The organism is Zobellia laminariae, assembly GCF_030553095.1.
GTDB lineage: Bacteria > Bacteroidota > Bacteroidia > Flavobacteriales > Flavobacteriaceae > Zobellia > Zobellia laminariae.
In genome coordinates this window covers 439043-453445 of record NZ_CP130738.1, presented here as the reverse complement: position 1 = coordinate 453445, position 14403 = coordinate 439043, and the positions used below count along the sequence as shown (strand labels likewise).

Here is a 14403-nt window from a genome sequence, read left to right as displayed (position 1 = left end):
GCTAATTGTTATGCATGCATTTCGTTTTTAAGGCTTAAATTTGTTTTTTTTGTTAGTTTTCAAACACTGAACCTATGATAACCAATACCGAGTTAGAATATAAAGGAAATCTTTACCCCAATGAGATTGTTAACTTTGTAAAGGATAAAGATAAATTCTATTTCACAACTGAAAACGGAGTAGTTTTAGAAATCACGGTAATTCAAGATAGAACCATACGGTTCCGATATGGAACTGATCATGCGTTTCAGCCGGATTTTTCCTATGCTATTGACCCCAACGCAAGTAGGGGTTACAGTCACTTAGACTGTTTAGAAACTAAAACCGAATACATAATTGAGACCTCTAAACTACAGGTACTCATAGATAAGAAAACATTACGTACTCAAATATCCGATTTAAACGGTAATATCATCAATGAAGACGAACTAGGTTTTCATTGGGAAGAGAACTATGAGCACGGTGGTAATACCGTAAAAATGAGTAAAATCACCCAACATACCGAGAGTTTCTATGGTATGGGAGATAAAGCTACTCATAGTAACCTTAAAGGGAAAAGAGTAAATAACTGGGTAATGGATCAATACGCTTACGCTAAAGATCAAGACCCTCTTTATAAGGCAATACCTTTCTATATAGGTTTGCACAGTGGACAAGCTTATGGTGTTTTCTTTGACAATAGTTTCAGAACTCATTTTGATTTTGCACACGAACGTCGTTCCACTACAAGTTTTTGGGGAGATGGCGGAGAGATGAACTATTACTTCTTTTACGGTCCGGAAATGCATAAAGTAGTACGGGCATATACCAATTTGACAGGAGCGCCAGAGTTACCACCTTTGTGGGCTTTAGGGTATCACCAGTCAAAATGGAGTTATTTCCCGGAGAGTAATGTAAAAGAAATAGCTAAAAAGTTTAGAGACCTTAAGATACCATGTGATGCCCTTTATTTAGATATTGATTACATGGATGGTTTTAGGTGTTTTACCTGGGATAAAAAGAAATTTCCCGAACCTAAACGTATGATCGATGAATTGTATGAAGACGGATTTAAGACCGTAGTCATGATCGATCCGGGTATTAAAGTAGATAAAGATTATTGGATATATCAGGAAGCCGTAGAAAATGATTATTTCTGTAAACGTGCAGATGGTCCAAGAATGAAAGGAAAAGTATGGCCTTGTGGAATGTAATTTCCCAGATTTCACTAATCCAGCCGTACGTGAGTGGTGGGCAGAGCTTTATAAAGAATTCATGGCAGAGATTGGTGTACATGCCGTTTGGAACGACATGAACGAACCAGCAGTTATGGAGGTGCCTACTAAAACTGCACCCTTAGATACACGCCATGATTATGATGGTCACCCTAGTAGCCATAGAAAAGCACATAACATTTATGGAATGCAAATGGTAAGGGCTACTTATGAAGGTGTAAAAAGATATGTTTACCCTAAGAGACCTTTAGTAATAACAAGAGCTGCCTATTCGGGTACGCAGCGTTTTGCTTCAACTTGGACCGGTGATAATGTTGCCACTTGGGAACATTTATGGATTGCCAATGTTCAAATGCAGCGTATGTGTATGAGCGGTTATTCTTTTGTAGGTTCTGATATTGGAGGTTTTGCCGAGCAGCCTAATGGCGAGCTTTTTGCAAGATGGATCCAGTTAGGTATTTTTCATCCTTTTTGTAGAGTACATTCCAGTGGAGATCACGGAGATCAAGAGCCATGGTCTTTTGGAACAGAAATCACGGACATTGTTAGAAAGTTTATAGAATTGCGTTACGAGTTATTGCCTTATCTATATACCATGTTCTGGAGATACTCTAAAGAAGGGACACCAATGTTATTGCCTATTGTTTGTTATGATCAAGAAGATACGCAAACGCATTTTAGAACTGATGAGTTCATTTTTGGAGAACAAATTTTAGTTTGCCCAATTCAAGAACCAAATGCTAAAGGACGTAGAATGTACATTCCTAGAGGTGATTGGTATAATTATTGGACTGATGAGGTTGTAGAGGGTGGAAAAGAGAAATGGGTCGTTGCCGATATTGATAAGGTTCCTTTGTTTATAAAGGCCGGTGCCATTATTCCAAAATATCCTGTTCAGCAGTATGTGGGTGAACTTGAAATCAAAGAATTGATTCTAGATGTTTACTTTACTGAAGGAACAGAGAACTCTACCGTTTATGAAGATGCGGAAGATGGTTATGCTTATGAGAACGGTAAATTTAGTTTACGGAACTTTAAGCTTTTAGGTAAAGAAAAAGAAATGACTATTCAACAGTTTAAGGATGGTGCTTTTATTACTACCTACGAAACGTTCAAAATTAAATTGCACGGACTTCCATTCAAAATAGGGAAAGTTGAGATAGATAATGAAAAAACAACCATTAAGGATGTTATGCCTGATGGAGATGGTACGATTTATGTGAGCAAAGACTTTACCCAATTACGTATTACTGAAGAGTAAGTTTTTTTGTAATTTGCAGGTATAAACACAACCATAATGAGAAAAATAATTTTAGTTTTAGCCCTTTTCTTAGGGGTCGCTTCATGTAAAACGAATCCGTTTACAGGAAAAAAAGTATTGAATTTTTATCCGAACAGTCAAGTTTTTCCGACTGCATTTGCCCAGTATGACCAATTCTTAACAGAGAATAAGGTCATTGAGAATTCTGCAGATGCAAGAATGATAACTAAGGTAGGGCAACGTATATCTTCTGCCGCAGAAAAATGGTTGACCGCTAATGGTTATGCCGGATATCTAAAAGATTATAAATGGGAATACAACCTAGTAGATGACAAAACTGTGAATGCATGGTGTATGCCAGGCGGGAAAATTGTCTTTTACACAGGTATTCTACCTATTTGTGCAGGTGAGAGAGGTGTAGCCGTAGTTATGGGTCACGAAGTGGCACATGCTCTGGCTGATCATGGAGCGCAACGTATGAGTGCTGGTACACTGCAGCAATTGGGTGCTGTGGCCGGTAATGTAGCAATTCAAGATTCTCAGAAATTAGCTATTTTCAACCAAGCTTATGCTGTTGGTTCGCAAGTAGGGGTAATGCTACCTTTTAGTAGAAGCCATGAAACAGAGGCAGATCGTATAGGTTTGCAGATTATGGCAATAGCTGGTTATGATCCAACGGAAGCAGCAGAATTGTGGAAACGAATGAAAGCTAACAGTGGGGGTAATGCTCCAGCAGAATTCATGAGTACTCACCCTTCTAATGATACAAGAATAAAAATCTTACTGAATGGGCGCCGGCAGCTAGAGCAGAAGCTAAAAAGTTTGGAGTAACCTCTTTTGAGTAAATCTTAACATTTATTGTATATTTAAAACCGTTCTGTAAAAGAACGGTTTTTTTATACCATTATGCCAAAAACGAACCTTCCAAAAGGAAGTAAAAAACTTCTGAATGCATGGGCATTCTATGATTGGGCCAATTCAGTTTACAACCTCGTAATCTCGTCAGCCATATTTCCTATTTTTTATGGTGCGCTTACCTTGGTTAAAGATGAGGACGGCAGAGTTCTAGACGATACGGTTCACTTCTTGGGTACCGATTTTAATAATGATACTTTAATCAGTTATGTTACGGCAGCCGCATTTTTGGTGGTCTCTTTTCTGAGCCCGTTTTTAAGTGGAATAGCAGATTACGTGGGCAACAAGAAAATCTTCATGAAATTCTTTTGTTACTTGGGAGCCATCTCTTGTATAGGGTTGTATTGGTTTAGTATGGATTACCTTTGGTTTGGGTTGCTGTGTTATTTTACAGCATTGATAGGTTTCTGGTCCAGCCTTGTATTCTATAATTCTTATCTGCCAGATATAGCTTTTCCGGAGCAGCAAGATGCCATTAGTGCTAAAGGCTACTCTTTGGGTTATATTGGTAGTGTGGTGCTTTTGATTATCTGTTTAGCCATGATTTTAAAGTTTGATTCATTTGGTTTTGAAGATGAATCCACACCAACCCGACTTTCATTTGTGTTAACAGGTATATGGTGGATAGTTTTTAGTCAGTATAGCTATTATCACCTGCCAAAAGGAAATAAAAAGGAGGCTTTTACAAAAGATATTCTGTTTAACGGTTTTAAAGAATTGAAACTTATTTGGGAGAAAATCAAAACCAATGTACCATTAAAGAGATATCTTGGGGCGTTTTTTGTGTACAGCATGGCTGTACAGACTATTATGCTAATTGCTACCTATTTTGGAATAGAAGAACTTGATTGGGGTACTACGGATTCAACTACGGGGCTTATCGTGAGTATTTTGCTAATTCAGATTGTGGCAATTTTAGGCGCTTTTATAACATCTCGCTGTTCGGCACATTTTGGGAACATCAATACTTTAATCGTTTTAAATCTAATTTGGATTTTTATCTGCATTTTCGCTTACACGATTACAACTCCAATGGAATTTTACATTACTGCTGCGGCAGTAGGCCTTGTAATGGGAGGTATACAATCTCTTTCAAGATCTACTTATTCCAAACTTTTACCAGAAGACGCAGTAGATACTACTTCTTATTTTAGTTTTTATGATGTCTCGGAAAAAATAGGAATTGTTATAGGAATGCTTAGTTACGGTTACATAGCACAGATAACAGGGAGCATTAGATATTCTATTATCTTTTTAGGACTGTTTTTTTTAATTGGAATGATTCTTTTGACAAGGGTAAATAAAAAAGCCCCTTTAGAAGAGGCTTGATTTGATGACTATAATATTCGCTTTTTGATGTATTATTCTCTAGAGATATCTCCTGAACCAGATGTTTTTGTATCTACTTTTTTAGGGTTGCCGCGATAATTAATGTCACCCGAACCAGAAACCCGTGCTTTCAATTTTTCGTTGGCCGTAACTTTGATGTCTGCAGAACCAGAAACCGTAGCTTCCACATTATCGGCATTTAAATCAAACGCCTTAATATCTCCTGAACCAGAAATAGTTGCTTTAAAATCACGAGTATTACCCCTGACGTTCATATCTCCCGAACCGGACATGCTAGCGGATAAAGTTTCGGTATCCACATCTAAAGTAATATCTCCAGAACCGGACATCGAAGTTTTAAAATCAGCTGTTTTTAGTGTCGTATGCCCTACAATATCTCCCGAACCAGATAGGCTAAGGGCATCTATGCTTTCTACGGGTATTTGTACATGAATCCCACCTTTGTGTATAGATGGTTTAAGGTTTACACCTTTCTTTACTCTAATAACTAATTTCCCATTCTCTACTTCAGTAACAATGTACTCCAATAAGTTTTCTTCGCCTTTAACAATTAGCGCTCCTTCGCTACCGCTTACTAGATCTATGTCAAAAGATCCAGATATGGCAATAGACTCATAATCTCCTACGCTACGTTCTATGCTAACTGTATTTCCATTACCTCTTATTCCTTTGCCCCATTGTGCAGAACAAGATGCACTTACTAATGCTAAACCTAATACGATCCAATTTTTCATGACTGTTTGTTTTAATTTGATTTTGATGATGATTTAATTTTTATAAAATGATACGCCGCCATAGTCACTGGAGATTGAGACGGAATTGCCGCTATTGTCAGAACCATAAAAGCCTTTATAATACTTGCTTGTGTTTTTTTCTTCACTAATATTAATTTCAAAATCGTCCTTACCACTTACTCCAGAGTAAGAAGTTTTAATTTCAAAATTGAAATGATAGTCTGGGGAATACCCAATTTTAACACCTGTATAATCTGTGTTGAGATTTATATTTCCTGCGTCGCTGCCCATTTTATCAATTTTCAGGGAGCCGTAATCGGCAACAATATCTATATTACCATGAACCGTTCCCAACTGCACATTTATATAATCGCCATTACCTTCTATATTATTGACTTCTCCAATCTCTATTTTTCCGTAATCACTAGAGTATTGTAGGTTGTCCATCTGTTCTACGGAACTGTTGGTATAGTCTGCGCTAATGACTAAATCGCCTGCTTTTTCTACATTAAAGCCCGAGTAATCTGCTGAAATTCTACCACTATTAATATATGAAATTGTGGATTTTGAGGTGTAATCAAAATTTAACTGATTGTTACGCCCTCGAAGCTCTCCAATATCCAACCTACCATAATCACAGCTTATTTTTGCATGTCCGTCTACACGATCAATACTTATACTGCCATAGTCATTATCTAAATCAATATTGCTCTTAATAGGAAGTTTAATGGTGTAATTAATTTGCATGTTCACATTGTTGCTGTTACCCCAATTCAGCCCCATCTGCTTTTACTTTCGTTAAAAATAGTTCTTGCGGATACGGCACTTTTACTAGATTCAAAATCTACAGAAATCTGGTCTAGTTTCTCTTGAGCCTTTTCTTCATTGTTGCTATTGGTCGTAATGTGAACCTCAATAAGAATACGGTTTTCGTTCCAAGAAATAATATTCAGGTTACCGTAACTATTGCTAACTTCCAAAAGAGCATCGCTATTTACCTGAAATTCTTTTTTTATGGTCTTTTCTTTTTTGTACTTGCCTTTTAGCTCTCCATTATTTGCTAAAAGGAAAATGGGAAGCATGAATAAAAGTATAGCAATGGGGTTATATAGTTGTTTCTGCATTATCGTAATTTTTTAAGTTTTTTATAGATTCAATAGTATTGAGAACCTCTTGTAAGAGGTCAATACGGGTTTGAAAATTTGTTATCATAGCGCTTAAAAGAAGCTTGCTGTTACCGCCGTTAATAAGGTCTTGTTCTAACTTTGTATAGTTAGTTTCTAGCTTTTTAAGCTGTACCATAGTGTCATCAATAATCTTTTTGGTTTCGGGTGTACTTTCGTTTTTAAGTTCGTTTACCTGTTCTTCAATTAGGCTAGCAAAATAAAACTCGGTGCGTGATACCTCGGGTGAAATTTCTGCAACCTGCTGTTCTAAAGATGGCTTTGATTGATAAACACCAAAAGTAATGGCGCAGACAATCGCAATCGAAGCTGCTATGCTTAAGGGTTTCCACCATGTTTTGTTTTTAGTCTGTAAGAACTTGATGCCTTGTTGGGCATTTAGCTTTTCTAAAAATCGTTGTTCATGACCTTGGGCGGGAGCCTCTAGATCAAAAGAACCTTCTAGCTTTTTTAACAGGTTATCTATATCGTCTTTTTTCATCTTAAGCTTCCATCATTTTATTCCTTAGGCTTTCCTTGGCCCTAGAAATAGTAGTTCTACAATTTGAATAACTAATATTCATAATCTGGCATATTTCTGCATAATCATAACCTTCAATAAGATGTAAGGTCAAAGAAACTCTATAGTTGTCTTTCAATTGCTTCATGGTCTCCATCACTTTTTGAGCCTTCGGTTCTGTAAACGCATGAGAGTCGGTAACGCCTATATCGTTATCTTCGACCTTGTACAACACATCTTCTAAAGCAACTTCGTTTTTTTCTGCTGCTTTCTGTAATGATAGATACTGTTGTTTATTACAATACGCTTTAACCAAGAGCCAAATGTAACCTCGCCTTTAAATGTATGCAGTTTCGTGAACGCGTTCAGAAACGATTCTTGCATAATGTCTTCGGCTTCATCGCTTTGTTTTACAATTCGCACGGCTGTGTTGTACATGGCCTTGTAATAGCGATTGTAAACTTCTAGCTGGGCACTTTGCTTTCCGTTTAGACACAATTGTAATAATGTATCAATATGTTCTCTTTCTTGGCTCAAAAAGTGAATGGTTTCTTTATAGATGACGTAAGATATGGATTGTTACAGTTGGGGTGAAAAAATAAATGAGAAAGGCTTTTAATCGATTTTAAAAGTCCTTTAAACGATAACTCAAATAGCTTCTGTAGACATAGCTTAATTTCGTCATACTTCCCCCTTTAATCTTGGTTTTTAACTTTTTATGACCTTGCTATAAAGATTTTATTCAAAAAAAATCCTTTTAGTCGTAGCTTTTTCTAAACAGAAAAGTGAAAGAGCAATAGTAAATGTATTTTGTTTTACCAATTTCAAACCGGCACGAACCAGCCAAAAATAAGATGATTAATAGAGCGTATTTTTCTTTGTCAAATAAATTTTACATTTTTCTCGTACTTATAAATTTAACTATTAGCGTCCAGAGTCAAACATTCGTTACTGGCATCGAAATTGTTCCGGACAGTCTGGAAATAATGGAAGGTTCTGATGCGGTTCTTGTAGCGAATATACTTCCCTCTGATGCTGATGACAAGGGGATAAGCTGGTCCACGGATTCCCCGTCCATCGTTACCGTGGATTCCTTGGGGAGGGTCACTGCGCTTATTCCGGGAACGGCTTTGGTCACGGCAACGACGGATGAGGGGGGATTCACTTCGAGTTCTTTTATAGAAGTCCATAGAGCGCCTATACGGGTAACGGGCATCGAAATTGTTCCGGACAGTCTGGAAATAATGGAAGGTTCTGATGCGGTTCTTGTAGCGAATATACTTCCCTCTGATGCTGATGACAAGGGGATAAGCTGGTCCACGGATTCCCCGTCCATCGTTACCGTGGATTCCTTGGGGAGGGTCACTGCGCTTATTCCGGGAACGGCTTTGGTCACGGCAACGACGGATGAGGGGGGATTCACTTCGAGTTCTTTTATAGAAGTCCATAGAGCGCCTATACGGGTAACGGGCATCGAAATTGTTCCGGACAGTCTGGAAATAGTGGAAGGTTCTGATGCGGTTCTTGTAGCAAATATACTTCCCTCTGATGCTGATGACAAGGGGGTAAGCTGGTCCACGGATTCCCCGTCCATCGTTACCGTGGATTCCTTGGGGAGGGTCACTGCGCTTATTCCGGGAACGGCTTTGGTCACGGCAACGACGGATGACGGGGGATTCACTTCGAGTTCTTTTATAGAAGTCCATAGAGCGCCTATACGGGTAACGGGCATCGAAATTGTTCTGGACAGTCTGGAAATAGTGGAAGGTTCTGATGTGGTTCTTGTAGCAAATATACTTCCCTCTGATGCTGATGATAAGGGGGTAAGCTGGTCCACGGATTCCCCGTCCATCGCTACCGTGGATTCCTTGGGGAGGGTCACTGCGCTTATTCCGGGAACGGCTTTGGTCACGGCAACGACGGATGAGGGGGCATTCACTTCGAGCTCTTTTATAGAAGTCCATAGAGCGCCTATACGGGTAACGGGCATCGAAATTGTTCCGGACAGTCTGGAAATAGTGGAAGGTTCTGATGCGGTTCTTGTAGCAAATATACTTCCCTCTGATGCTGATGACAAGGGGGTAAGCTGGTCCACGGATTCCCCGTCCATCGTTACCGTGGATTCCTTGGGGAGGGTCATTGCGCTTATTCCGGGAACGGCTTTGGTCACGGCAACGACGGATGACGGGGCATTCACTTCGAGCTCTTTTATAGAAGTCCATAGAGCGCCTATACGGGTAACGGGCATCGAAATTGTTCCGGACAGTCTGGAAATAGTGGAAGGTTCTGATGTGGTTCTTGTAGCAAATATACTTCCCTCTGATGCTGATGACAAGGGGGTAAGCTGGTCCACGGATTCCCCGTCCATCGCTACCGTGGATTCCTTGGGGAGGGTCACTGCGCTTATTCCGGGAACGGCTTTGGTCACGGCAACGACGGATGACGGGGGATTCACTTCGAGTTCTTTTATAGAAGTCCATAGAGCGCCTATACGGGTAACGGGCATCGAAATTGTTCCGGACAGTCTGGAAATAGTGGAAGGTTCTGATGCGGTTCTTGTAGCAAATATACTTCCCTCTGATGCTGATGACAAGGGGGTAAGCTGGTCCACGGATTCCCCGTCCATCGCTACCGTGGATTCCTTGGGGAGGGTCACTGCGCTTATTCCGGGAACGGCTTTGGTCACGGCAACGACGGATGAGGGGGGATTCACTTCGAGTTCTTTTATAGAAGTCCATAGAGCGCCTATACGGGTAACGGGCATCGAAATTGTTCCGGACAGTCTGGAAATAGTGGAAGGTTCTGATGCGGTTCTTGTAGCAAATATACTTCCCTCTGATGCTGATGACAAGGGGGTAAGCTGGTCCACGGATTCCCCGTCCATCGTTACCGTGGATTCTTTGGGAACGGTCACTGCATTAAATGCAGGTATGGCCCAAGTAACGGCTGCTACGAATGATGGAGGTTTTACATTTAATGTAGTAGTCACTGTAAAAAGACCTTTAAATGAAGTAGGTAAGTGGAGTGACCCTATACCTTTTGGAATTGTTCCTGTAGCAGTTGCTAACCTTCCAGATGGAAGATTAGTAACATGGTCCTCAAAGTATAAAGATTATTTTGGAGGTGCTGATGGCTTTACATATACTGAAATATTTGATCCTTTTTTAGGTGTGAGTGGTACGCCAATGGGGGAGATGGTAACCACCACTAATCATGACATGTTTTGTCCTGGGTTAGTAATTTAGGAAATGGACAAATATTAGTTACTGGAGGTTCTTCAAATCCAAAGGCGACTCTATACGACTTTACTACGGACACATGGATGCCAATGGATAACATGAATATTGGAAGAGGATATCATAGCTCTGTTACTTTGTCAGATGGTTCTGCTATGGTAATAGGAGGGTCCTGGAGTGGCGGATTAGCTCCGAACGGGGAGAAAATAGCGGAAATATGGAGGCAAGAAAGGGGGTGGAAAATTTTACCTTATGGTTTAAAGAGTGATATTCTATTTAATTCAAATGACCTTGCTTTTGAGAAAGAAGGGGTTTATAGGGCAGATAATCATGCTTGGCTATGGGCGGCACCTAATGGTAAAGTTTTTCACGCCGGCCCTGGTGAGGAAATGCATTGGATAGATGTAAATGGAGATGGGTCTTTTACAGATGCGGGAAAAAGGTTGAGTGATACGTATTCTATGAAAGGAAATACGGTCATGTTTGATGTTGGTAAGTTATTAAAGACAGGTGGGGCTACGTCATATGCAAGTGGTGATGCTGCAAAGGATAACTCTTTTGTTATTGATATTAATAACGAAAACAATGTTACAGTTATACCTACGGTAAATAACCTTTCCTTTAGTAGAACAATGCAAAATAGTGTAGTGTTGCCAAATGGAGAAGTTTTGGTTACAGGAGGTCTTAGTACGGCTCGGGTGTTTACAGATGACGGCGCAAGATTAGATGCGGAAGTTTATAGTCCGGAAACGAATAGCTGGCGAACCTTAGCGGGTATGCATGTACCACGGACCTATCATAGTGTATCAATTTTGCAGGCAGATGGTAGAGTTTTTGTTGGGGGAGGAGGTTTGTGTAATAGCTGCTCAAATCATTTAGATGCAGAAATTTTCAGTCCACCATATTTATTTGATGCAAATGGTAATTTGGCAGATAGGCCTACTATAAATGCCCCAGAATCTGCAAATTATAATAGTGTCATTGAAGTTTCGGGAAGTGATGGAATATCGGAGTTTAGTTTAATAAGAATGTCTTCTTCTACTCACAGTACAAATAATGAGCAGAGAAGAATACCTGTTAGTTTTAGTGGTAATGGAAATTATAGCCTGAATATTCCAGATAGAAATATATTGCCTCCTGGTTATTATATGTTATTTGCAATAGCTGCTGATGGAGTACCATCAATAGCAGAGTCTATATTGGTCGGGATGCCTATTGTTTTAACTTCAGGAGTTGTTTTATCAGAAGAAGCCGTTGAGCTAGATTTAGATGAAACACACGAATTTGTAGCAACGGTGGTGCCTTCTAATGCTGAGAATAAGCTTATTGTTTGGTCAACTAATAATCCTTCTGTAGCAACTGTAGATTCAGTAGGTAAAGTTTCTGCTATATCCACTGGTACTGCTATAATAACGGTTACGACGGATGACGGGTCTTACACTGCTAGAGCAAATATCGTTGTAGATGGCGGCTGTACTTTTTCAAATGTAGCATTGGGAGGAACGGCAATACAATCTAGTACCTATGGAAATGGAAAAGCTTATGTTGCCATTGATGGAGTTACAACAGGTACTTCCCCATGGGTAGCTGATATACAACATACAACAAATGAAGATTCTGCGTGGTGGGAATTGGACTTAGGTTCAGATTATATAATAGATGAATTAAAAATTTATAATAGAGGAGATGGTTTTGAATCTAGATTGAATAATTTTCACATTTTTGTGTCTAGACGACCATTTTCTTCAAGAGCTACATTAGAAAGTTTAATGAGCAACGGAAATATAGTAGAGTATTATTTTGAAGGAGAAGCTGGTTTAATAGAAACAATCCCTTTAAATACAGATGGTAGATATATTAGAATTCAATTATCGAGTAGTGGAATTCTAAATCTGGCGGAAGTAGAAGTGCAGGGCTGCTTTTTAGGTAGTTCTAAATGTGAAGGTGTTCTTCCTCCGGATATACGTCCTTCTGGCCCATTCATAGCTAATGATTCAATTCAAATATTAGAAGCCACTCCACTGGGAGGTACCTGGTCAGGAGCTAGTACCGATGGAACATTTGACCCGAGTAAAGGCCCTGGGACATATTCTGTTACTTATACTTCCGACAATGGGAGTGGTTGCGTTCAGTCATATACCCGAGATATAACGGTTAATAGTTCTTGTACGGGTATTGACCCTCCAAGTATTATAGCAATAGGGCCATATCTTGATACAGATGGGATACAGATTCTAGAAGCAATGCCAGCAGGTGGTACTTGGTCAGGAATAGGCACAGATGGAACTTTTGATCCAAGTGTTGGAGAAGGTATTTATTCGGTAACATATACATATGATAACGGGAAAGGATGTATACAAACTGAAACAGCGGAAATAAGGGTGAACACACTCGGAAGTAGAGGTTGTGTATTGTCTAATATAGCAGTTAATGGTACGGCGATACAGTCTAGTACATATGGTAATGGTACTGCCTCAGTTGCAATAGATGGAGAAACAGAGGGAACTTCTCCTTGGTCCGGAAGTCTTCAACATACCCTGAATGAGAATAAGCCCTATGGGGGAGCTTGATTTAGGAGTCAGTAGTGCTATAGAAGAATTACGTATTTATAATCGTGCGAACGGCTTAGAGGAACGGTTAAACAATTTTTACGTATTTGTCTCCCAAACACCTTTTGAGACAGGAATCTCGCTTGAGTCATTAAAACAGGATAACAATATTTACAAATACTATTTTAGTGGGGAAGCTGGTCTTGAGGAGCACTTGAGGTTTGACGCGGAAGGAAGGTATTTGCGGATTCAACTTTCCTCTTTTGGAATTTTACATATGTCGGAAGTAGAGGTAATGGGTTGTGTAATGGACTCGTCTCAATGTGAGGATAATCTGGAGATAGTATTGGAGAATGTAGGACCTTTTGCTAGTACGGATGGATTGCAGACATTAATTGCTAATATAGACGGGGGAACTTGGTCAGGCTCTAGTTCTGACGGCACTTTTGACCCTTCAATAGGCCCTGGTAGTTATTCGGTTACGTACTCACATAATAGTGGTGCCGGTTGTTTTCAATCAAAAACTATTGAAATTAAGGTTAATATTTTAAGTGATTCGGGTTGTGTGATGGCTAATGTGGCGATAAATGGAACAGCTACTCAGTCTAGTACCTATGGCAATGGGTATGCATCTGCTGCAATCGATGGGAATATTCAAGGAGAATCTCCTGGTCCGGTGACCTTCAGCATACCACTAATGAAAATAGACCTTGGTGGGAATTAGACTTAGGAAAAGAAAGAGGGGTTGAAGAAATACGCTTATACAATAGAAGCAACGGTTTTGAATCGCGTTTGAACAATTTCTATATTTTTATCTCAAAAACACCTTTTGCTGTGGGAGCCTCATTAGAATCTTTACAACAGGATGAGAATATTTTTGAATATTATTTTGAAGGGAATGCCAATCTTATGGAAACTTTAAAATTAGTAACAGAAGGTAGGTATGTTCGCATTCAACTTTCGGGTAGTGGAATACTTCACTTATCTGAAGTAGAGGTAATGTCTTGTGATTTAACCTCGAATGCTACGTCTTTAAAAGGTTCTATTACACCAGATAGTTATATAACTTATTCTGAAAATGGAGACGATATTCTTTTGGCTCCCAACCCAGTGTTGGATAATGTACAAATTATGGGAATGCCTAAGGAGATAATTTCTAAGATAATTATTTTTGATATGAAAGGTAGACAGGTACTTAGTACTAAGAATATTGAAAACACATATAGTTATGATACACAGTCTTTAGATGTTTCTATACTTACAAAAGGAGTTTATCAATTACATATCACTTTAATAAATGGAAAAAACTATACAAAACGGTTTTTGAAAAAGTAATTTTGAATTTAAATTATAAATAGACAAAGCCCTTTCTTAGGGCTTTGTCTATTTTAATGAGATTTTAGTGTAAGAGGAAGATTTTATAGAAGGTAGCATGGTATGGCATAAGAATTGCCAATTATG

9 protein-coding genes and 3 pseudogenes are annotated in these 14403 nt (G+C 39.2%); 7 read left to right on the top strand and 5 right to left on the bottom strand.

From position 1 onward, the window contains the following. The first annotated feature begins 74 nt into the window (after positions 1 to 74). The 3 genes and pseudogenes from Q5W13_RS02305 to Q5W13_RS02295 all read left to right on the top strand — a co-directional run bounded on the left by Q5W13_RS02305 (position 75) and on the right by Q5W13_RS02295 (position 4719). Positions 75 to 2475 (top strand): annotated as a pseudogene (locus tag Q5W13_RS02305) (glycoside hydrolase family 31 protein). A gap of 36 nt (positions 2476 to 2511) precedes the next feature. Then, positions 2512 to 3320: pseudogene (locus Q5W13_RS02300) on the top strand (M48 family metallopeptidase). Between the two features lie 61 nt (positions 3321 to 3381). Next, complete coding sequence (locus Q5W13_RS02295; RefSeq protein WP_304445248.1) at positions 3382 to 4719, top strand: MFS transporter; 1338 nt, start codon at positions 3382 to 3384, stop codon at positions 4717 to 4719. A 32-nt stretch (positions 4720 to 4751) separates the two neighbouring features. Here Q5W13_RS02295 and Q5W13_RS02290 read toward each other — a convergent pair whose 3' ends face one another. The 5 genes and pseudogenes from Q5W13_RS02290 to Q5W13_RS02275 form a co-directional block, all read right to left on the bottom strand. Beyond that, positions 4752 to 5474, bottom strand: coding sequence for a head GIN domain-containing protein (locus tag Q5W13_RS02290; protein ID WP_304445247.1), 723 nt, complete (start codon positions 5472 to 5474; stop codon positions 4752 to 4754). Between the two features lie 33 nt (positions 5475 to 5507). Further along, complete coding sequence (locus Q5W13_RS02285) at positions 5508 to 6257, bottom strand: hypothetical protein (protein ID WP_368662407.1); 750 nt, start codon at positions 6255 to 6257, stop codon at positions 5508 to 5510. After that, entirely contained in the window at positions 6248 to 6598 is a 351-nt protein-coding gene (locus Q5W13_RS24535; protein WP_368662406.1) for a hypothetical protein, read from the bottom strand. Before Q5W13_RS24535 ends, Q5W13_RS02285 begins: the two co-directional genes overlap by 10 nt. Continuing rightward, positions 6579 to 7139 carry a hypothetical protein gene (locus Q5W13_RS02280; protein ID WP_304445246.1) on the bottom strand — a complete coding sequence of 187 codons (561 nt, stop codon included), beginning with the start codon at positions 7137 to 7139 and terminating at the stop codon, positions 6579 to 6581. Before Q5W13_RS02280 ends, Q5W13_RS24535 begins: the two co-directional genes overlap by 20 nt. Position 7140: 1 nt before the next feature. Then, positions 7141 to 7694 (bottom strand): annotated as a pseudogene (locus Q5W13_RS02275) (RNA polymerase sigma factor). A 341-nt stretch (positions 7695 to 8035) separates the two neighbouring features. On the opposite strand from Q5W13_RS02275, the gene Q5W13_RS02270 reads away from it, so the two are divergent. From Q5W13_RS02270 to Q5W13_RS02255, 4 genes are read left to right on the top strand one after another with little or no spacing between them, the layout of a single operon-like run. Further along, positions 8036 to 10402 carry an Ig-like domain-containing protein gene (locus Q5W13_RS02270; protein WP_304445245.1) on the top strand — a complete coding sequence of 789 codons (2367 nt, stop codon included), beginning with the start codon at positions 8036 to 8038 and terminating at the stop codon, positions 10400 to 10402. Further along, positions 10381 to 12963, top strand: a complete 2583-nt coding sequence (locus Q5W13_RS02265) for a galactose oxidase-like domain-containing protein (RefSeq protein WP_304445244.1) — start codon at positions 10381 to 10383, stop codon at positions 12961 to 12963. The genes Q5W13_RS02270 and Q5W13_RS02265 overlap by 22 nt, the downstream gene beginning before the upstream one ends. Further along, the gene (locus tag Q5W13_RS02260; protein WP_304445243.1) at positions 12935 to 13666 is read left to right on the top strand and encodes a hypothetical protein; all 732 of its coding nucleotides are present in this window, start codon (positions 12935 to 12937) and stop codon (positions 13664 to 13666) included. Before Q5W13_RS02265 ends, Q5W13_RS02260 begins: the two co-directional genes overlap by 29 nt. Beyond that, entirely contained in the window at positions 13573 to 14277 is a 705-nt protein-coding gene (locus tag Q5W13_RS02255; protein ID WP_368662543.1) for a galactose-binding domain-containing protein, read from the top strand. The genes Q5W13_RS02260 and Q5W13_RS02255 overlap by 94 nt, the downstream gene beginning before the upstream one ends. Positions 14278 to 14403: the final 126 nt, after the last annotated feature.

Bases quoted from the DNA above. Each gene is read 5' to 3' on its own strand.
- Q5W13_RS02280 (WP_304445246.1), bottom strand. From the start codon at position 7,139: ATGAAAAAAGACGATATAGATAACCTGTTAAAAAAGCTAGAAGGTTCT.
- Q5W13_RS02295 (WP_304445248.1), top strand. From the start codon at position 3,382: ATGCCAAAAACGAACCTTCCAAAAGGAAGTAAAAAACTTCTGAATGCA.
- Q5W13_RS02290 (WP_304445247.1), bottom strand. From the start codon at position 5,474: ATGAAAAATTGGATCGTATTAGGTTTAGCATTAGTAAGTGCATCTTGT.
- Q5W13_RS02285 (WP_368662407.1), bottom strand. From the start codon at position 6,257: ATGGGGCTGAATTGGGGTAACAGCAACAATGTGAACATGCAAATTAAT.
- Q5W13_RS24535 (WP_368662406.1), bottom strand. From the start codon at position 6,598: ATGCAGAAACAACTATATAACCCCATTGCTATACTTTTATTCATGCTT.
- Q5W13_RS02260 (WP_304445243.1), top strand. From the start codon at position 12,935: ATGAGAATAAGCCCTATGGGGGAGCTTGATTTAGGAGTCAGTAGTGCT.